The sequence below is a fragment of the Aeromonas aquatica genome, assembly GCF_000764655.1.
GTDB lineage: Bacteria > Pseudomonadota > Gammaproteobacteria > Enterobacterales > Aeromonadaceae > Aeromonas > Aeromonas aquatica.
Genome location: NZ_JRGL01000087.1, coordinates 91,791 through 110,334, shown reverse-complemented (window position 1 = coordinate 110,334; position 18,544 = coordinate 91,791). Strand labels below are relative to the sequence as shown.

The following is an 18,544-nucleotide window of genomic DNA, read 5'->3' as shown; positions in this document are numbered from 1 at the left end:
CATCAAGCCGCCGGGCTCACCATACTGGCGCTCAACACACTGGCCGCATTCGTTGCGCTGGCACTGATATAGGAGGGAGCGCGTGAGCATCGTGCAGGAAATTGCAGAGTGGGTGCATGCCAGACCGGAAGGCGCCATCAGCGCTGAGGTTGCGGCGGCCTTCTCCCTCACTGTCAGCAAGGCCAGCATCGTGATGGGCCAGATCCACAGGGAAACCCGCTTCACCACTCGGGTTGAGCACTTTTGCATGGTCGGTGAAAACCGCAGAGGGCGGCACACCCGCCGCCTCTACGTGGACCAGGTGCGGGATCCGCAGTGGCACAAGACGCCGGTGATCGGCATCAACGACGAGCTGCAGGTTGTGAGGTTCGGCAGCATTGTCGAGGCGGAACGAACAGGCGGGTTTGTACGGGTCAGCATCACCCGGTGCCTGAACAACTCTCAGGCAACCCATGGTGGCTATCGCTGGGCCGTCGAAACAAATGAGCAGAATAGATAGGAGGAAGCATGCAAGAACAGATTGAGAAGATTGACCAGAGTGAGCTGATGGTCATGTTGGGAAAGGGGCGCACGGCGCTGTATCACCTGCGCATGAGGGATACCACATTCCCCAAGCCTATCGACCATCAGCCACTGCGCTGGATTAAGTCACACATCATGGCCTGGATTGACAGCCACAACCGGATCAGTGGCAACGCCTAGCTCTCGCTGAATCACCGTCCACCAGCGCTCATAGGCAACCGCTTGATCCTCCAGCCAGTCATGCTTGTTGTAGACAGCCATCACGCCAAGCAGGGTGTGCCCCAGCATCACTTCGGTGATATGGGGCGACACCCCCATTTCCGATAACCGGGTCGACAGGGTCCGGCGAGCATCATGGATCCGCCAATGGGGGATCCCCAAGTTGCTGCGCAAGCGGCTCACCAGTCGATTACACGAGTGGATCTCCAGCGGCCCATTCCCCTCCCCTTGACCAGGGAACAGATAGACCGGGTCCACCGACGCCATCGCAGCTCTTTCAAACAGTTGCCTTCCCACCGACGTAATGGGCCTGCGAATCGGCCGACCAGTCTTGCTGATCTCAGCCGGCACCGTCCAGACCATAGACTCGAAATCCAAGTCTTGGCGCTTGAGCGTTCTGGCCTCGGATAGCCGGCAGCCATAGACCAGACAAAGCAGATGGATCACCTTGTTGCCGGTGCCTGCCCGACTGGCCTCGATGGCCCTCCAGATCTTGGCAACCTCGGCAATCGTCAACACCCGGTGCCCCGTCTTGGCTGGCGCCCCGACATCCCTGGCCCGCAGACTCATCATGTTGGGCATGTTGATCGTACCGCGGCGGATATGCCAGTTGAAGCAGGCCTTCAACCCCGTGATCACCGCACGGGTAACCCCCGGGGCCCGCTCGCTGATGGCATCGAAATAGCTCAGCCACATGTCCATGGTGATATGGTTGAGTGGTCGGTTAGGCAAGCGGTTCTTCACCGACGAGAAGGTGTAGCGATAGTTCTTCTGGGTGCCTTCTCGGCACTCCCGCATCACATACTTCTCGAACCACTCGTCAAACAGGGCGGCCGGGGTGGGCTCGTCGCCCGAGGCACTGATCTGTACGGCACCACTTTTGAGCTCATCGGCCTTGATCCGTGCTTCGCGCAGGGTCAGAGCAGGATACCGACCGAGAGAGGTCCGGACCCGTTTCCCGTCGACCACATGCCGAACCTGGAACGCGATCAGCCCCTTCGGAGAGACCCGGACACTCAGCCCATCACCGTCGTTCACTTCGCTCGAGCCAGCATATGGTTTACCATTCACCCCTCGAAGCCAGCTATCTGATAACGCCATTGCCACCCCATAAAATTTTGTACCAGTTTCATGGGGTGTTTTGTACCAGATAATGTACCAGCAGGCCATTGAACAACGTCAAGTTTGGGTGAACGATGAAAGTGTTTTCGGAATCTGCACCTCACCAGAACGACACTAAACCCTGAAAAATCAATCAGAAGCGTGAACAAAAAAGAACACATGAGCACATCAGCGAAGCAGACCACCCAGCCCACATTCTACTTCCACGACTACGAGACCTTCGGGATAAGCCCCGCGAAAGACAGGCCGGCGCAGTTCGCCGGCATTCGCACCGACGGGGATTTCAACATCATCGGCGAGCCGCTGGTCATCTATTGCAAGCCGCCGGCGGACTATCTGCCCGAGCCCGAGGCCTGCCTCATCACCGGCATCACGCCACAGAAGGCGATGAAGGACGGACTGTGCGAGGCGGACTTCATCCGTCAGATCCACGAACAGTTTGCAACCCCCAATACCTGCGTGCTGGGCTACAACAGCATCCGCTTCGATGACGAGGTGACCCGCTACACCCTGTATCGCAACTTCTACGACCCCTATGCCTACAGCTGGCAGAATGGCAACTCTCGCTGGGACATCCTCGACATGCTGCGGGCCTGCTATGCCCTGCGCCCGGAGGGGATAGAGTGGGCCTTCGATGAAGAGGGCAAGCCGAGTTTTCGGCTCGAAAAATTGACGGTGGCCAACGGCGTGGCCCACGCCAACGCCCACGATGCGCTGTCGGACGTGTTGGCCACCATAGAGCTGGCCAAGCTGGTGAAGCAAGCCCAGCCCAAACTGTTTGACTACCTGTTTGCCCTGCGCAACAAGAACAAGGTCAAGGCGCTGATCGACGTGGTGACCATGAAGCCGCTGACCCACGTCTCGGGGATGTTCTCCCCCTGGCAGGGCTGCGTGAGCTGGGTGTCACCGCTGGCCTGGCACCCGACCAACCAGAACGCGGTGATCATGGTGGACCTCACCCGGGATCCGACCCCCCTCATCGAGCTCACCAGCGACGAGATCCGCGAGCGGCTCTACACCAAAAAGGACGAGCTGGGGGAGCTGGCCGCTATTCCGGTCAAGCTGGTGCACATCAACAAGTGCCCGGTGCTGGCCCCCGCCGCCACCCTGACCGTGGAGCGGGCGGACGAGCTCGGTGTCGACCGGGAGCAGTGCCGCAAGAGCCTGAACCTGCTGCGGGCCCACCCCGAGGTGCGTGAAAAGCTGGTGGAGGTGTTCAACCAGGAGTTCGCCGGCAAGAGCGATCCGGATCCCGACACCCAGCTCTACGCCGGTTTCTTCGGTCACGGCGACAAGGCCAGCATGGATCTGGTGCGCGCCACCCCGGCGGATCTGCTGGGGGAGCGGGAATTTGCCTTCAGCGACCCGCGCCTGCCCGAGATGCTGTTTCGTTATCGCGCCCGCAACTGGCCACACACCTTAAGCGAAGCCGAGCAGAAGCGCTGGCGTCTGCACTGCAGCGACTACTTCAGCCAGCGGCTGCCGGATTATGTCCCCCGCCTCGAGGCGCTGGCGGAGCAAAATCAGGGTAACGATCGGAACTTCGCCATCCTCAAGAGCCTCTATCGCTACCTCGAAGATCTCTGATATGTGAGTGATTTCACAGTTAAAGCCCTGTACGCGCCCCGCGCTCACGACATAATGAGCAGGGGAGCCAAGCTCCTGACAATTTAATTATTTGTATGCACTGACGGCATGGATGCCGTGTTATCGACTCTTGGGGATCTTACGTTTGATGCGTTCAGGACCAGCTGCTTTCACGCTTATCGCCTGTGCCCTGCTGCCAATGGCCGCCATGGCCGGGGCACGTTTCGAGGTGCCGGACTATCTGCTGCGCCTGCCGGAGCAGACCTATCGGCAGATCGAGAGCAACTTCAGCACCCTCTACCAGCAGACCGACTTCACCCCCCTGATCACCAACAGCTATTTCAACCACTCCGATCTCTACCGCTTCGCCGGGATCCCGCTCGCCATCACGGCGCAGAACGGTTTCCAGATGGAAGTGTTCGGCCAGCTCTACAACAAGTCGTCCCAGATCTACGCCCAGATGAGCGAGGATCTCTCCCTCTATCGCACCCTGCGGGTCGACATGATGGGAGATCAGAGCGATGAGGTCGCCATCGGCATGGGGCTGGGCATTCCCCTCGGCGACCGCCTGACCGTCAAGGCGCTGGCCTCCAGCAACGACATTCCGGGCTACGGCTCGTCCAACTACGCCGTCGGCGTGGAGTGGCACTTCTAAGCCAGGACGCCGTGGGCTGATTTTAACAGGCGACACCCTGTAAAAAGGCTCCTAATGGAGCCTTTTTATCTGCTTTAACAGCAGTTAACGGTAGCTAAGCACCCTGCCTTGCCCACCTTGCAGCACAACCTGCTGCCCTACAGGACGCTCATGCCAGAAGTCCAGGGCTCCTGCCGGCACCTCCACCGTCTTCTCTTCGGTGTCCCAGTTGAACAGGCACAGCAGCTCGCCCCCCTCCGGCAGCGTCACCCGGCCACGGCTGAAACTCATGTCATCGAAACGGGCCGCCGGCGCGCGCGCCTCGCACAGGGCCAGCAGCCTGTGCAGTTGCCCAGCCTGGCCCTCGTCAAGATCCTGCAGCCGGTCGCCGGCCAACACCATGCCGCCGCTCGCCACCAGGGCGGCGAGGTGGAACTGGTAGTCATGCTCGCCGGCCCGCTGGTTTGGCAGGTCCCGCAGGCAGACACAGTCGGGATCCAGCGCCCAGAGCCGGTCGTTTTGCCAGGCGCGGCAGAAGGCTTCCCGGGCTATCTGGCGAAAACGCGGGCCCTGGCGCTCCACGTCGTCGCTCACCCGCATGCCGTGTACCAGCCCCAGGCTCGGCCAGAGCGGGGCGTTGCAGCCGAGCAGGAAGGCGCCCTCCCCCGCCCCGCGCAGCACCGCCGCCATGCCGCGGCGATAGGCCTCGACCCGGGTGGCGGACGGATCGCAGAAGTGGCCGCCGTGGATGGCCCCCCAGAAGTTGGCATCCAGCTTGAAGTAGTGAATGCCCCACTGCTCGCGCAGGGTCCGGAACACCCGCTCGAGGTGGGCCTGCACCTCGGGGTGGGTGCCGTCCAGCACATACCAGGGGGTGCAGCGCCAGCCGCCGTAGGTGACCCGCTCCGAGGGCAGCGGCAGGCCGTCATCCCCCTTCACGAACCAGTCGGGGTGATCCTGAAACACCCGAGAGCCCGGCTCGGCGATAAAGGGGGCGACCCAGAGCGCCGGCTCGCAACCCGCCGCCCGGATCTCGGCCGCAAGCGCCGCTACCCCCTGCTCGAACTTGGCGGAGGGAGTGAGCCAGTCCCCCATCCTGGCCTGGTAGCCGTCGTCGATCTGCACATAGCGCAGCCCAGGGAAACGCTCGGCCCGCACTGCCAGGTTCTCGCGAATGTCGGCGGCGCTCACGTCCGCATAGTAGTGATACCAGGAGCACCAGCCACTCGGGCGCGCGGCCACGTCCGCCACCAGCGAAGGATGTTCGGCCTCGATGTAGTCCGCCAGCTCCCTGAGCAGGGCCTCCCTGTCCGGCCCTTCCAGACAGAGCAGGGCTTCGCTCTGCCAATGTTCGCCCGGCAGCAGTTGCCGTCCCTCGCCGTTCATCAGGATCTGCAGCCGGCCACTCGGATAGAGTCGAAACTCGCCGCCGAAACGCTGGCAGCTCGCAAATGCCAGCAGCAGCCAGCCCGTGTCCTGCGCTACCAGCAGCAGGTTGTGGACGGTGTGATAGCCCAAGTCCGCCGTGATGCGGTAGACGTTCGCATCCGGGCAGCGGCCGACCGGAGCCGGAGCCTGCCAGGTGCCCATGGTCTGGGCCAGCATCTGGAATCCCTCGCCGTAGATGGCCGCCTCGGGGGAGATACCCAGCTCGCCGTCAAACAGCAGCCAGTCGCGCACGGGCTCAGGGGTGGCGCCGGTGTTGTCGAGCCGCACCCGGCACAGGGGGCCGTCCCACTCAGGGGTCTGCAACAGCTGGGGAGGCAGGGCGAGATCGGCAGGCAGTAGGCGCAGCCGGGACAAGAGAGAGGGGGAGGACATGGGATCTCCTTCTTATGAATAGGAATGACTCTGGTCGCCATTGTATAGCCTGTGGGCCAGTTGACCCTGTTCTGCGCCCCCTGCGCTCTGCTAAACTGCGACCTCGCTCACAGTTGCCAAGATGAGGCCCCAGTGCTGCTTCAACGCGCCTTGCTCTACCTTCGTGATTTCATGGTCATCGTCGCCTGCCTGCTGGCAGGCAAAGCTCTGGCGGCCCTGCTGCCCTTCGCCTTCCCCGGCAGCATCCTCGGCATGCTGCTGCTGTTCGTGCTGCTCTCGTTGCAATTCATCAAGCTGCACTGGGTCGAACAGAGTGCCGGCCTGCTGCTGCGCCACATGGGGGTGCTGTTCGTGCCGGTGGCGGTCGGGCTGGTGGCCTGGCTCGAGCCCCTGCGCCAATCCTTCGGGCTCATCCTGCTGTGCGTGGTGCTGGGCATAGTGCTGATCCTGGCCACCGTCGGCCACCTCTACCAGAGGATGAACAAGCAATGATGCGCCGGCTTGCCATCTCCCCCGCTCAATCCCGCCATCCCATGACAAGGAAGCAACCATGATGTTCTGGTTTGCCATTCCCCTGACGCTTGCGCTCTATTTCGCCACCCGGGCCCTCTACCGCCGTCTGCCCTGGCCCATCGTCAACCCTGTGCTGATCCCCACAGCCGTCATCATCGGCCTGCTGCTCTGGCTGGATCTGCCGCTGGAGCAGTACCAGCACGGCACCTTCCCCATCACGGCGCTGCTGGAGCCGGCGGTGGTCGCGCTGGCGCTGCCGCTCTATCAGCAGGCTCGCCAGATCCGCTCAAGGCTCAAGCCCATCCTTGCCTGCACCCTGGCCTCTGTGCTGATCTCGGTCTGCACCACTTTGCTGATCGGCCACCTGATGGGGGCGGATCCGGCGCTGCTGGCCTCGCTGGCCACCAAGTCCATCACCACGCCGCTGGCCATGAGCGTCAGCCAGTCGCTGGGCGGCATTCCCGCCATCGCGGCCGCCGTGGTGGTGGTGGTCGGGATCATCGGCGCCCTCATCGGCTACCCCCTGCTCAAGCTGATGCGGGTCACCGATCCCGAGGCCCAGGGCCTCGCCATGGGGGCCTGTGCCCACGCCATCGGCACCGCCACCTCCGCCGAAAAGGGGGTCACCCAGGGCGCCTTCTCGTCGCTGGCCATGGTGGTGTGCGGTATCCTCACCGCCGCGGTCGCTCCCCTGCTGTTTGCCATCTACCACTGGCTGACCTGAAACCACCGCGCGCGTCCCCTGCAATGGCCACCCCTGGCGGCCATTGCTCGCTTTCTATCCAAACACCATCTCGTACTCAGGTGACACTTAAAACGCCCCCGTGCTGGGAGCTGACGCACAGATTGCGCAAGACAAACGTTTCCTTTAACATCGCCGGCCCTTTGCCCACCAAGGCGTGAGCGCGCTCACACATTTCGCCGCGCTTGCTCCCTACAATGGCCCCCCAATTGGCCTTTGAGGACACAGTATGCATCCCCGTTTTGCCAAGCCATTCGAGACCCTGTCAGCCCCGTTGCAAGCGGCCCTGCGCCCCATGCTGGATGAGGGGTTCAACGCCAGCTTCAGCCCGGCGCAAATCGCCATCCTCAAAGCCGCCACCGGCCTTGAGGATCGTGCCCTGCGTCTCGCCCTGCTGCCGCTGGCCGCCGCCTGCTCGGTCGCCCCCATCTCCAGGTTCTTCGTCGGCGCCATCGCCTGTGGCCTGAGCGGCCACTGGTATCTGGGTGCCAACATGGAGTTTGCCGGTCCGGGGTTGTTCCACTCGGTGCACGCCGAGCAGTCCGCCATCTCCAACGCCTGGCTCGGCGGCGAGACCGGGATCAGTGAAATCACCGTCAACTACACCCCCTGCGGCCATTGCCGTCAGTTCATGAACGAGCTGAGCACCGCCAAGACCCTGAAGGTCTCCCTGCCCGATGACTTGAGCGAGCTGCAGTCCTTCCTGCCCCACTCGTTCGGTCCCGCCGATCTGGACATCACCGACGCCCTGATGAGCCCGCAAGCCCATGACGAGCTGGTGCTGGAAAGCGATGATCCCCTGTGGCAGGCCGCGCTGACTGCCGCCCGCCAGAGCTATGCCCCCTACAGCCAGGGCTATGCCGCGGTGGCGCTGCAGTTCGCCGACGGCCGCGTCTTCTGCGGGCGCTACGCCGAGAACGCCGCCTTCAACCCCAGCCTGCCACCGATGCAGATGGCCTGTGCCCATGCGGTATTGAACGGCGAGGATCTCGGCACCGTGCGCCGTGCCGTGCTGCTGGAGAACGGCAACAGCCCGATCAGCCAGCGAGATGCGGCCCAGTCCACCCTGAAAGCGCTGGGAACAGTCGAGCTGGAGTACCAAGCCGTCTAATCGATGCCTTGAACGCAAAAAGGGGAGCCGGTGGCTCCCCTTTTTCATTTGTTATCTAAATAGTGCGGCGCTTGGCAGTGATTTGCTAAATGCCGATACGGGGGCCGCAGGCCCCCTCACAGGCCCATCAGGATTCCCAGATAATGCTCTGGGAGCCGGACCAGCGATCGCCGATGTCCGCGTATTTCTGCTCAAGCAAGTGGCGCCGGATCTTCATGATGGGGATCAGCCAGCGAGATGCGGCTCAATCCACTTTCCACCCTGAAGGCGCTGGGATCCGTCGAACTGGAGTACAAGGCCGTCTGATCAGCAGCCCAAATGCATTAGGGGAGCCACTGGCTCCCCTTTTTGTATTTGTTTTCTAAATACCCCTGTCCCTCAGGATCCCCAGATAATGCTCTGAGAGCCGGACCAGCGATCGCCGATGTCTGCGTATTTCTGCTCAAGCGAGTGGCGCCGGATCTTCATGGTGGGGATCAGCCAGCGAGATGCGGCTCAATCCACTTTCCACCCTGAAAGCGCTGGGATCCGTCGAACTGGAGTACAAAGCCGTCTGATCAGCAGGCCAAATGCATTAGGGGAGCCACTGGCTCCCCTTTTTGTATTTGTTTTCCAAATGCCTCTGTCCGTCAGGATCCCCAGATAATGCTCTGGGAGCCGGACCAGCGATCGCCGATGTCCGCGTATTTCTGCTCAAGCAGGTGGCGCCGGATCTTCATGGTGGGGGTCAGCCAGCGAGATGCGGCTCAATCCACTTTCCACCCTGAAGGCGCTGGGATCCGTCGAACTGGAGTACAAAGCCGTCTGATCGGCAGGCAAAAACTATTAGGGGAGCCACTGGCTCCCCTTTTTGTATTTGTTTTCCAAATGCCTCTGTCCGTCAGGATTCCCAGATAATGCTCTGGGAGCCGGACCAGCGATCGCCGATGTCCGCGTATTTCTGCTCAAGCAGGTGGCGCCGGATCTTCATGGTGGGGGTCAGCACCCCATTTTCGATGTTCCAGGGGCTCTTCACCACCAGGATGCCGCGAATGCGGGCATGGGATTCCAGCTTGTCGTTGACCCGGTTGCGGGCCGCCTCCAGCTGGGCGTTGACGGCGGCGCGATCCCCCTTCATGGCGCTCTCGGCCAGCTGCACCAGGGCCACCGGCTGCGGCATGCCGTAACCGATGACGCACAGCTGCTCTATGATGGGCTCCTGCCCCAGCAGCCCCTCGATGGGGACCGGCGCCACGTACTTGCCCTTGGCGGTCTTGAACACGTCCTTCATGCGGCCGGTGATGGTGAGGTAGCCCTCCCGGTCCAGCTTGCCCATGTCACCGGTGTGCAGCCAGCCGTCGGCGTCGATGGCCTCGGCGCTGTGCTCGGGATCCTTGTAGTAGCCCAGCATCATGCCGTCGCAGCGGCAGAGGATCTCCCCCTCGTCGGAGATCTTGAGGGTCACCCCGGGGCCCGCCTTGCCGACCGTGCCTATCTTGTCGGCCCTGAACGGATAGTTGAGGGTGGAGAAGGCGTGGTTCTCGGTCATGCCCCAGGCCTCGGTGATCTCGATGCCGATGCGGTGGTACCACTCGAGCAGGGCCGGCGCCACCGGGGCCGAGCCACAGCCCAGCACCCGCGCCTGATCCAGCCCCAGCCCTTTTTGCAGCTTGCGCTTGATGAGGCCGGAGACGAGCGGGATCTTGAGCAGCAGATCCAGCTTCTTCTGGGGCAGCTTCTCGAGGATCTTGATGCGGAACATGGCCCAGAGGCGCGGCACCGAGATGAAGACGGTAGGTCGGCAACGCTTGACGTCGTCGATGAAGGTGTCGAGGGACTCGGGGAAGGCGATGGTGGCGCCACTGAACAGGCTGCCGCCGTAGATGTAGACCCGCTCGGTGATGTGGGCCAGCGGCAGGTAAGAGAAGCCGCGATCCGCCTCGGTCAGCGCCACCGCCTCCACCAGCTTCTCGCAGGACCAGGCGTAGCGCTCCACGCTCAGCATGGCGCCCTTGGGCTTGCCGGTGCTGCCGGAGGTGTAGACCAGGCTCAGCAGGGCGTCCGGCGCCTGCACCGGGCTGTCGGTGATGGGGGCGTGCGTCGCCAGCAGAGCGTCCCATTGATGAGGGGCCGGCATGGTGTCATAGGGGAAGGCGATGCGCAGCAAGGAAGCCGGCACCCCCGCCTCCTGGCTCTGCCAGTCATCGAGCTTGCCGACGAAGATCGCCTTGGCCTCGCTGTGACGCAGCACGTATTCGATGGTGTCGACGTTGGCGGTCGGGTAGATGGGCACGCTCACGTACTGCCCCATCTGCATCGCCAGATCGGCGATGAACCACTGGGCGCAGTTCTTGGAGAGCAGCGCCACCTTGTCACCAGCCACCAGCCCCAGCTCGCGCAGGGCCGTCACCATGCGCCGCGCCTCGTCGGCCACGTCAGACCAGGTGAAGTCGACGTATTCACGGTGGATGGTTTGACGCAGGTAGACTCGGTCAGGCGACTGCCGCTCCCAGTGATAGAGCATCTCGAGCGGCAGTTTGTTGGCAATGCGTGAGGAGGACATAGTTCAATCCCTGAAACAAAAGGCGAGTCCCATTATTAACCTTTTGATAACACTCAGGGAAGCAGATTACTTAAACTTCTGTTTGAACTGCGAATGGGATCAAGCTTCCGCCTGTTGCTGCAGACGCTGCCACAGATCCTGCACCAGCACCTCATCCTGCTCGGACAGTTCGCCCTGCAAGATGGCCTCATTCAGGCTACGCAAGACATAGCTCTTTACATCCCGCACCAGGGTCTTGCCTTCCAGCTCGGCACGGGCCACCGCCAGCGAGATATGCCCGCGCAGGTAGCCGCCAGCAAACAGATCGTCATCGCTGGCCGTGGCCACCATGCCGTCGATCAATCCCAACAACTTGTGCTCAAAATCGTGAATTGTCATGTAACGCAGCCTCATTTCCGGGATTGCCGGCAAAATAATTCGGGGAGTGGAACCGCGATCTTGTTGATCACGGCTCTCTGGCGCCAGGCCAGCCGCATCCTTGATGTCCTATTCCGGGTTGGCCACCGGGTAGATGACCTGGTCCTTGTAGCCGGTGGTTATCCGCAGATAACCCCTTAACGACCGGTTCAGTGCCGGGTCATCGGTGTCCACCAGCAGCGGACGGCCTTGGAGTGCCGCCAGCTTGGTCTTGGTGGCGAGCACCTGAATATGGTCTCGCCCGACGGCCCTGATCACCTCTGGACTCAGTTGCTGATTTCCGCGCCCGAACAGATGTCCCTGACCGCCGATCAGGGTAATGATCAGGCGACAGCGACGACCGCGGATCCGGGTCAGGATCTCGGCGGCGGACAGATCCTGCCCGATAAGCCGGCCATTTTCCACCAGATCCACACCGAGCAGCGTATTTTCCAGCCCAAGCTCGGCCATGCAGGCGGCGACCGTGCTGCCCGACCCCATCAGATAGAGGGTATCTGGCTCCATCTCCTCCACCACCCCGGCGGCGAGATCCGCGAGCACCAGCTCCTCGGACTCCCGCCCGCCCTGCTTGGTCGCCTGCACGTAGCGCAGATCGCCGGGCACCTGCATCTGGCCATAGTGACGAGCCCGCACCTTGCCGGCCCGAAACGCCTCCTCGTCGATGTCCACCACCTCGGCGTCCATCAGGCTGAGCAGCTCACCGCCTATCATCCGCGCCACCACCCGCCCGCTGGCGGCCGGGGTCACGCCGTAGACCCCGGAGTGGATCTTGCACCCGGCCGGGATGCCGAGCACATGGCAGGACTCCCCCACCGCGGCGCAGATGTCCCTGGCCGTGCCATCGCCACCGGCAAACAGCAGCAGATCCACCCCCGCCTCCCGCATCAGCGCGGCGGCGGCGCGGGTATCGTCGGCGCAGGTTGTCGGGCCGGCGGACTTATAGACGATGGTATGCGGCAGTTGCAGCTCGGCGGCGAGGCTCGCCCCCATCTCCCCCGCCACCGTCAGCAGCTCGAAGGGCTGCGTCAGATCCAGTAGCGGCAGCAGGGCCTGACGGGCCCGCTCCTGCGCCTTTGGCACCGCGCCCCGCGCCAGCGCCTCGGCCACGACACCGTCGCTGCCTTTGAGGCCGACCGCCCCGCCGATGCCGGCGACCGGGTTGATAATGAGCCCTAAACGAAACATGATTCTCTCCCTCTGATCGCCGCTATTTTATCTGTTCGCCGCTATGGGACAAGCCGGGCTTGCCTGCTAAAATGCGCTGCTTCAATATTTCAACCAAGGTTCAATCATGCTGGAATGGATTGCTGATCCCTCTGCCTGGGTAGCACTCGCCACCCTGACCCTGCTCGAGATCGTGCTGGGCATCGACAACATCATCTTCATCTCTATCCTGGTGGGTCGGCTGCCGGAGGCCCAGCGCCAACGGGCACGGATCCTGGGACTGGGGCTCGCCATGGGGACCCGCATCCTGCTGCTGCTGTCCCTGGCCTGGGTGATGCGCCTCACCCATCCGCTGTTCAGCCTGTTCGACGAGGCCATCTCGGGCCGGGATATGATCCTGCTGGTGGGGGGCCTGTTCCTCATCGCCAAGAGCACCCACGAGATCCACCAGAGCCTGGAAGGGGCCGCCGACGAGCAGGGGATGGTGAGCAAGACCGCCGGTTTCATGTCGACACTGGTGCAGATCGCCATCCTCGACATCATCTTCAGCCTGGACTCCGTCATCACAGCCGTCGGCATGGCGGACCACGTGCCCGTCATGGTGCTGGCCATCGTCATCGCCGTCGGGGTCATGATGTTTGCCGCCAAGGCCATCGGTGACTTCGTCGACGAGCACCCCACCATCAAGATGCTGGCGCTCTCCTTCCTGATCCTGGTCGGGGTCGCGCTGGTCGGCGAAGGGCTGGATATGCACATACCCAAGGGCTACATCTACTTCGCCATGGCCTTCTCGCTGGTGGTGGAGATGATCAACATCCGCCTGCGCGGCCATCAGGAAAAAGCCAAGTAAGCTGCCGACTTCCTGCCACACAAGGCCAACAAAAAGCGCGACCCCGGGTCGCGCTTTTTTTATCCGTTGTGAACGGGCCGCTTGGGCCTGGGCATCAGAGCGCGTTGCGCGTCGCCACCGCATCGGCCAGGTTGCGCAGCAGGACCTCGGTATCGGCCCAGTTGATGCACGCATCCGTGATGCTCTGGCCGAAGGTGAGCTCGCAGCCTTCCACCAGATCCTGACGTCCTTCCACCAGGTGGCTCTCCACCATGACACCGAACACCGCCTTGCTGCCGGCGCGCAGCTGACCGGCCACGTCCTCGGCCACCAACATCTGGTTCTTGAACTGCTTGCTGCTGTTGGCGTGGCTGAAGTCGATCATCACCTTCTGCGGCAGACCGGCCTTGTCCAGCCCCTTCACCACATCATCCACGTGGGCGGCACTGTAGTTCGGCTCGCGGCCACCGCGCAAAATGATATGACAGTCCGGGTTGCCGGCGGTGGAGACGATGGCGGAGTGGCCGTACTTGGTCACCGACAGGAAGTGGTGCGGCGCGCTGGCGGCGCCGATGGCATCGATGGCCACCTTGATGGTGCCGTCGGTGCCGTTCTTGAAACCGACCGGGCAGGAGAGACCGGAGGCCAGCTCACGGTGCACCTGGGATTCGGTGGTACGGGCCCCGATGGCGCCCCAGCTCATCAGATCCGCCATGTATTGCGGAGTGATCATGTCGAGGAACTCGGAGGCGGTCGGCAGCCCCATGTCGTTGAGGTCCAGCAGCAGCTTGCGACCGATGCGCAGACCATCGTTGATCTGGCAGCTGTTGTCGAGGTAAGGGTCGTTGATCAACCCCTTCCAGCCGACCGTGGTGCGCGGCTTCTCGAAATAGACTCGCATCACGATTTCCAGCTGACCTTTAAGCTCGTCACGCAAGGTCTTGAGGCGCTTGCCATATTCCAATGCCGCCACCGGATCGTGGATGGAGCAGGGGCCGATCACCACCAGCAGGCGCTGATCTTCGCCGGCCAGGATCTGATGAATGGCCTGGCGGGATTCAAACACGGTCGATGAAGCGGTTTCAGTCGCCGGAAACTTCTCGAGCACCGCAACCGGGGGCAATAATTCTTTGATTTCACTGATACGAACGTCGTCGGTTTGATGCTTCATGACAAGGCTTCCTGCTAGATAACTGCGATAAAGAAACTTCAATCTAGCCCGCAGCCGAAGCGGTGTAAATAGAAAATTACATCTTCACGAAATGAATTTAGCAACGGAGTCTTGCAAGTTGTAATAATACTGCTAGCAAAGTGTTTGAGGGGCTAAAAAGAAGAGGCCCGCCCTTCGCGCATGGCGAGAGGGCGGGCACGGGCAGCGGACCTTTGGGATCAGACCGCTTGACTGATGCTGGCCAGCTTGTCGAAGTAGTCCGGGAAGGTCTTGGAGGTGCAACCCGGATCGTTGATGGTCACCGCGGTGTCCGACAGCGCCACCAGCGAGAAGCACATGGCGATGCGGTGATCGTTGTAGGTGTCGATGGCCGCGTGCTTGAGGCTGGCCGGCGGCGTCACCGTGATGAAGTCGTGCCCCTCCTCCACCTCAACCCCGAGCTTGCGCAGCTCGGTCGCCATGGCGTGCAGCCGATCCGTCTCTTTCACCCGCCAGTTGTAGATGTTGCGAATGGAGGTCGGCCCCTCGGCGAACAGCGCCGTGGTGGCGATGGTCATGGCCGCGTCCGGGATCTGGTTCATGTCCATGTCGATGCCGTGCAGCGGAGCCTGCTCCGCTTCGATGAAGTCGTCACCCCAGGTGATCTTCGCCCCCATCTTCTCCAGCACGTCGGCGAAGTGAATGTCGCCCTGGATGCTGTGCTTGCCGATGCCGGTCACCCGCACCTTGCCCTTGATGGCACCTGCCGCGAGGAAATAGGAGGCGCTGGAGGCATCCCCTTCCACCAGGAAGTCACCGGGGCTGACGTAGGTCTGGTTGCCCTTGATGTAGAACAGCTTGTAGTCGTCGTGCTCGATGACCACCCCGAACTGCTTCATGATGTGCAGGGTGATGTCGATGTAGGGCTTGGAGACCAGCTCACCCTTGATGTGGATGCGGGTATCGCCGGCCGCCATGGGGGCTGCCATCAGAAACGCCGTCAGGAACTGGCTGGAAACGGAGCCGTCGACATGCACATCGCCACCCCAGAGTCCCTTGGCATCCACCACCAGCGGCGGGTAGCCGTCTTTCTTCAGGTACTGGATATGGGCGCCGGCTTCACGCAGGGCATCCACCAAATGACCGATGGGGCGCTCCTCCATGCGCGGCTCACCGCCCAGCATGTATTCGCCGGATCCCAGACAGAGCGCAGCGCAGAGCGGACGCATGGCGGTGCCGGCGTTGCCGAGGAAGAGGTTGACCGGCTCCTTCACCGCGAAGCTGCGGCCCAGGCCGTGCACGGTGCACTCTGTCTTGTCGGCGGAGAGCTTGTACTTGACGCCAAGCTGGGTCAGCGCCGCCAGCATGTGACGGATGTCATCGCTGTCGAGCAGGTTGGTCAGCCGGGTGGTGCCCCGCGCCAGGGCTGCCAGCAGCAGGGCACGGTTAGAGACACTTTTGGAGCCAGGCAGATTGACCACGCCAGCCACACGAGAAATGGGTTCCAAACGCAACGAATTCATAGACTTCCTGTACTATCTCAATTAAATCACCTAACCGGACGTTAACAGCCTGCGTTCTGCGCGGCAAGACTACTCTTGGCACAAAAACCGGGCCGCTGATGCGGGCGGTCAGGATCCACCGGAAAAACAGACGCCGGGGAGTCCCCGGCGCCTTGCATCAGAGGGAAGATGCTTTAGAACCTGTTCACGGGTTGTCGCGAGAGGCCGTCAGCAAGGTGAAGCGCAGCGCAGGAACCTGAGTTGATACCCATCAATGATGGTTCCGCGCAGCACATGAGCCTTGATCACGACATCGCAGTCAGCGCGTGAGCGGCGCCTCAGCCGTGGCGCTTGGCAAAGCCATCCATAAAGCTCACCAGAGCCTTGACCCCCTCCAGCGGCATGGCGTTGTAGAGGCTGGCACGCATGCCGCCGACGATGCGGTGCCCCTTCAGCGCCAGTAGACCGGACGCCTCCGACTCGGCCAGGAACAGCTTGTCCAACTCGGCGTTCTTGAGCTGGAACGGGATGTTCATGCGCGAGCGGCAGGCCGCATCCACCTGGTTGCCATAGAAGCTGGACTGATCGAGATAGCCGTAGAGGAAATCGGCCTTCTCCTTGTTGCGCGCTGCCATCGCCTCGAGCCCGCCCTGTTCTTTCAGCCACTCGAACACCAGCCCGGCCAGATACCAGGCGTAGGTGGGCGGGGTGTTGAACATGGAGTCGTTCTTGGCGGTGAGCTGGTAGTCAAAGATCGAGGGCACATCGGCTCTCGCCTGGCTCAGCAAGTCGTCCCGCACTATGGCGATGGCGAGGCCGGAGGGGCCGATGTTCTTCTGGGCGCCGGCATAGATGATGCCGAAGCGGCTCACGTCGATGGGACGGGAGAGGATGGTGGAGGAGAGATCCGCCACCAGCGGCACATCGCCGGTGGCCGGGATGTCGAACATCTCTATGCCATCGATGGTTTCGTTCGGGCAGTAATGCACATAGGCCGCGTCGGCGCGAAACGCCGGGGTCGGCAGCAGGTGGCTCACCCCCTGCGCATTCTTGGCCACCCCCTGGAAGGTCTGGATGTCGCCATACTTGTGGGCTTCATCCACGGCGCTCTGGGCCCAGACGCCGGTCAGCAGGTAATCCGCCTTCTTGTTGGCGCCGCCGAGCAGGTTCATGGGCACCGCGGAGAACTGGCCACGGCCACCGCCGTGCATGAACAGCACCTTGTAGTTGGCCGGCACCGCCAGCAACTCGCGCAGGTCAGCCTCGGCCTTCTCGGCGACCGCCATGTAGGGCTTGCCGCGGTGGGACAGCTCCATGACCGAGGCTCCCAGCCCCTGGAAATTACAAAATTCGCGCTGGGCGCGCTCCATGACTTCAACCGGCAACATGGCGGGGCCGGCGCAGAAGTTGTAAATCTGTTTGCTCATGACGCTTTCCGTGAGTGGATGAGAGTGATCGATGACTTGAACGTTTTTACACGAGAGGCCCCCACCGGATCAAAGGCTTTTTGGGATCTGGCGCACCCTTTTGGGTCAGCCAGGCTGATCCCAAAGAGTAGAAAAGCCCTGAATGGGTCAGGGCTTGCAGAGAACGTGCAGAGAAATGGCCGGCTGCTGGCATAAATGCACTGCCGAGGCCCTTTTTCACAACATCACAGCTTGGCGGTGAGCTCGGGCAACAGGCTGAACAGGTCCCCCACCAGGCCGTAGTCCGCCACCTGGAAGATGGGGGCCTCGGGATCCTTGTTGATGGCGACGATCACCTTGGACTCCTTCATGCCCGCCAGGTGCTGGATGGCCCCCGAGATGCCGACGGCGATGTAGAGCTCGGGGGCTACTATCTTGCCGGTCTGGCCCACCTGCAGATCGTTGGCGACGAAGCCCGCGTCCACCGCCGCCCGGGAGGCACCGACCGCCGCCCCCAGCTTGTCGGCCAAGGCCTCGATCAGCGCGAACTGCTCCTTCGAGCCGAGCGCCCGTCCCCCCGAGACCACCACCCGCGCCGCGCCGAGTTCGGGCCGCGCGGAGCGCACCGCCCGCCGTTCGATGAGGCGGGTGCGACACCTGAGATCGGGCACGGGCAATCGTTCGACGGGCGTTCCACCCGCCCCGCCACTGACCCCGGTGAAGGCGCTAGCGCGAATGCTGAGCACCTTGACGAGGGCCGAGCTCGCGACCCTGGCGATGGCATTGCCCGCATAGATGGGGCGCAGGAAGGTATCGGCGGATTCAATGCCGGTCACCTCGGAGATCATCTCCACCCCGAGCCTGGCCGCCAGCCGCGGCAGCAAATCCTTGCCGTGGCTGCTCGCCGCCATCAGGCAGTGCTGATAGTCCCGCGCCACCTGAGCCAGCAACCGATCGACCCCATCGTTCAGGCCTTCTGCCAGCAGAGGATGCTCGGCCAGCAACACCCGATCGACTCCTCGCAGGCTGGCGGCCTGCTCCCCCGCCTCGGTCAACCCCTGCCCCAGCAGCAGCAGGTGCACCTCGCCGCCGAGTTGGGTGGCCGCCGCCACCAGACGGGCGGCGCTGTCGGCCAACTGGCCCTGATGATGTTCGACTATGACCAGTACGCTCATGGCAGCACCTTAGCTTCGTTGTTGAGTTTGCCCGCCACATCACCTATTCCGGCAACAGGCTGGCACCCGATGGGTTCCACCATCACCA

Annotated in this window: 17 protein-coding genes; 8 read left to right on the top strand and 9 right to left on the bottom strand. The window is 62.5% G+C overall.

Features of this window, described 5'->3' with window-relative positions; translation table 11 throughout:
• The first annotated feature begins 82 nt into the window (after positions 1 to 82).
• Together LG30_RS0108610 and LG30_RS22010 are read left to right on the top strand one after the other, a co-directional pair.
• Positions 83 to 499: a hypothetical protein gene (locus LG30_RS0108610; protein WP_033130294.1), complete on the top strand. Its 417-nt coding sequence runs from the start codon at positions 83 to 85 to the stop codon at positions 497 to 499.
• 8 nt (positions 500 to 507) lie between these two features.
• Positions 508 to 702 carry a helix-turn-helix transcriptional regulator gene (locus LG30_RS22010; RefSeq protein ID WP_102948335.1) on the top strand — a complete coding sequence of 65 codons (195 nt, stop codon included), beginning with the start codon at positions 508 to 510 and terminating at the stop codon, positions 700 to 702.
• On the opposite strand, the gene LG30_RS0108605 is transcribed toward LG30_RS22010, so the two are convergent.
• Complete coding sequence (locus LG30_RS0108605; RefSeq protein WP_052100922.1) at positions 649 to 1,842, bottom strand: tyrosine-type recombinase/integrase; 1,194 nt, start codon at positions 1,840 to 1,842, stop codon at positions 649 to 651. The genes LG30_RS22010 and LG30_RS0108605 overlap by 54 nt on opposite strands.
• Positions 1,843 to 2,022: 180 nt before the next feature.
• Between LG30_RS0108605 and sbcB the strand changes: the two genes are divergently transcribed.
• Together sbcB and LG30_RS0108595 are read left to right on the top strand one after the other, a co-directional pair.
• Positions 2,023 to 3,450, top strand: coding sequence for an exodeoxyribonuclease I (gene sbcB, locus LG30_RS0108600; RefSeq protein WP_033130293.1), 1,428 nt, complete (start codon positions 2,023 to 2,025; stop codon positions 3,448 to 3,450).
• Between the two features lie 148 nt (positions 3,451 to 3,598).
• The gene (locus LG30_RS0108595; protein WP_033130292.1) at positions 3,599 to 4,105 is read left to right on the top strand and encodes a hypothetical protein; all 507 of its coding nucleotides are present in this window, start codon (positions 3,599 to 3,601) and stop codon (positions 4,103 to 4,105) included.
• Between the two features lie 84 nt (positions 4,106 to 4,189).
• Here the strand turns inward: LG30_RS0108595 and LG30_RS0108590 are convergent, their stop codons facing one another.
• Positions 4,190 to 5,905, bottom strand: a complete 1,716-nt coding sequence (locus tag LG30_RS0108590; protein WP_033130291.1) for a glycoside hydrolase family 36 protein — start codon at positions 5,903 to 5,905, stop codon at positions 4,190 to 4,192.
• A gap of 132 nt (positions 5,906 to 6,037) precedes the next feature.
• On the opposite strand from LG30_RS0108590, the gene LG30_RS0108585 reads away from it, so the two are divergent.
• The 3 genes from LG30_RS0108585 to cdd all read left to right on the top strand — a co-directional run bounded on the left by LG30_RS0108585 (position 6,038) and on the right by cdd (position 8,271).
• On the top strand, positions 6,038 to 6,397 hold the full coding sequence (locus LG30_RS0108585; protein WP_033130290.1) for a CidA/LrgA family protein: 360 nt from the start codon (positions 6,038 to 6,040) through the stop codon (positions 6,395 to 6,397).
• A 58-nt stretch (positions 6,398 to 6,455) separates the two neighbouring features.
• Positions 6,456 to 7,142 carry an LrgB family protein gene (locus LG30_RS0108580; RefSeq protein ID WP_033130289.1) on the top strand — a complete coding sequence of 229 codons (687 nt, stop codon included), beginning with the start codon at positions 6,456 to 6,458 and terminating at the stop codon, positions 7,140 to 7,142.
• 247 nt (positions 7,143 to 7,389) lie between these two features.
• Positions 7,390 to 8,271 carry a cytidine deaminase gene (gene cdd / locus LG30_RS0108575; protein WP_033130288.1) on the top strand — a complete coding sequence of 294 codons (882 nt, stop codon included), beginning with the start codon at positions 7,390 to 7,392 and terminating at the stop codon, positions 8,269 to 8,271.
• Positions 8,272 to 9,151: 880 nt separating this feature from the next.
• On the opposite strand, the gene LG30_RS0108570 is transcribed toward cdd, so the two are convergent.
• The 3 genes from LG30_RS0108570 to LG30_RS0108560 all read right to left on the bottom strand — a co-directional run bounded on the left by LG30_RS0108570 (position 9,152) and on the right by LG30_RS0108560 (position 12,415).
• Positions 9,152 to 10,813, bottom strand: coding sequence for an AMP-binding protein (locus tag LG30_RS0108570; RefSeq protein ID WP_033130287.1), 1,662 nt, complete (start codon positions 10,811 to 10,813; stop codon positions 9,152 to 9,154).
• Positions 10,814 to 10,912: 99 nt separating this feature from the next.
• Complete coding sequence (locus LG30_RS0108565; RefSeq protein ID WP_033130286.1) at positions 10,913 to 11,191, bottom strand: YfcL family protein; 279 nt, start codon at positions 11,189 to 11,191, stop codon at positions 10,913 to 10,915.
• Between the two features lie 108 nt (positions 11,192 to 11,299).
• Entirely contained in the window at positions 11,300 to 12,415 is a 1,116-nt protein-coding gene (locus tag LG30_RS0108560; RefSeq protein WP_033130285.1) for an ATP-NAD kinase family protein, read from the bottom strand.
• 106 nt (positions 12,416 to 12,521) lie between these two features.
• Here LG30_RS0108560 and LG30_RS0108555 point away from each other — a divergent pair, with 106 nt between their 5' ends.
• Positions 12,522 to 13,244 carry a TerC family protein gene (locus tag LG30_RS0108555; protein ID WP_052100920.1) on the top strand — a complete coding sequence of 241 codons (723 nt, stop codon included), beginning with the start codon at positions 12,522 to 12,524 and terminating at the stop codon, positions 13,242 to 13,244.
• Positions 13,245 to 13,338: 94 nt separating this feature from the next.
• Here LG30_RS0108555 and aroG read toward each other — a convergent pair whose 3' ends face one another.
• The 4 genes from aroG to LG30_RS0108535 form a co-directional block, all read right to left on the bottom strand.
• Positions 13,339 to 14,394 carry a 3-deoxy-7-phosphoheptulonate synthase AroG gene (gene aroG / locus LG30_RS0108550; RefSeq protein WP_033130283.1) on the bottom strand — a complete coding sequence of 352 codons (1,056 nt, stop codon included), beginning with the start codon at positions 14,392 to 14,394 and terminating at the stop codon, positions 13,339 to 13,341.
• A 218-nt stretch (positions 14,395 to 14,612) separates the two neighbouring features.
• The gene (aroA, locus tag LG30_RS0108545) at positions 14,613 to 15,896 is read right to left on the bottom strand and encodes a 3-phosphoshikimate 1-carboxyvinyltransferase (protein WP_033130282.1); all 1,284 of its coding nucleotides are present in this window, start codon (positions 15,894 to 15,896) and stop codon (positions 14,613 to 14,615) included.
• Positions 15,897 to 16,213: 317 nt separating this feature from the next.
• Entirely contained in the window at positions 16,214 to 17,302 is a 1,089-nt protein-coding gene (serC, locus tag LG30_RS0108540; RefSeq protein ID WP_033130281.1) for a 3-phosphoserine/phosphohydroxythreonine transaminase, read from the bottom strand.
• 224 nt (positions 17,303 to 17,526) lie between these two features.
• Entirely contained in the window at positions 17,527 to 18,456 is a 930-nt protein-coding gene (locus LG30_RS0108535) for an electron transfer flavoprotein subunit alpha/FixB family protein (RefSeq protein ID WP_033130280.1), read from the bottom strand.
• Positions 18,457 to 18,544 lie beyond the last annotated feature (88 nt).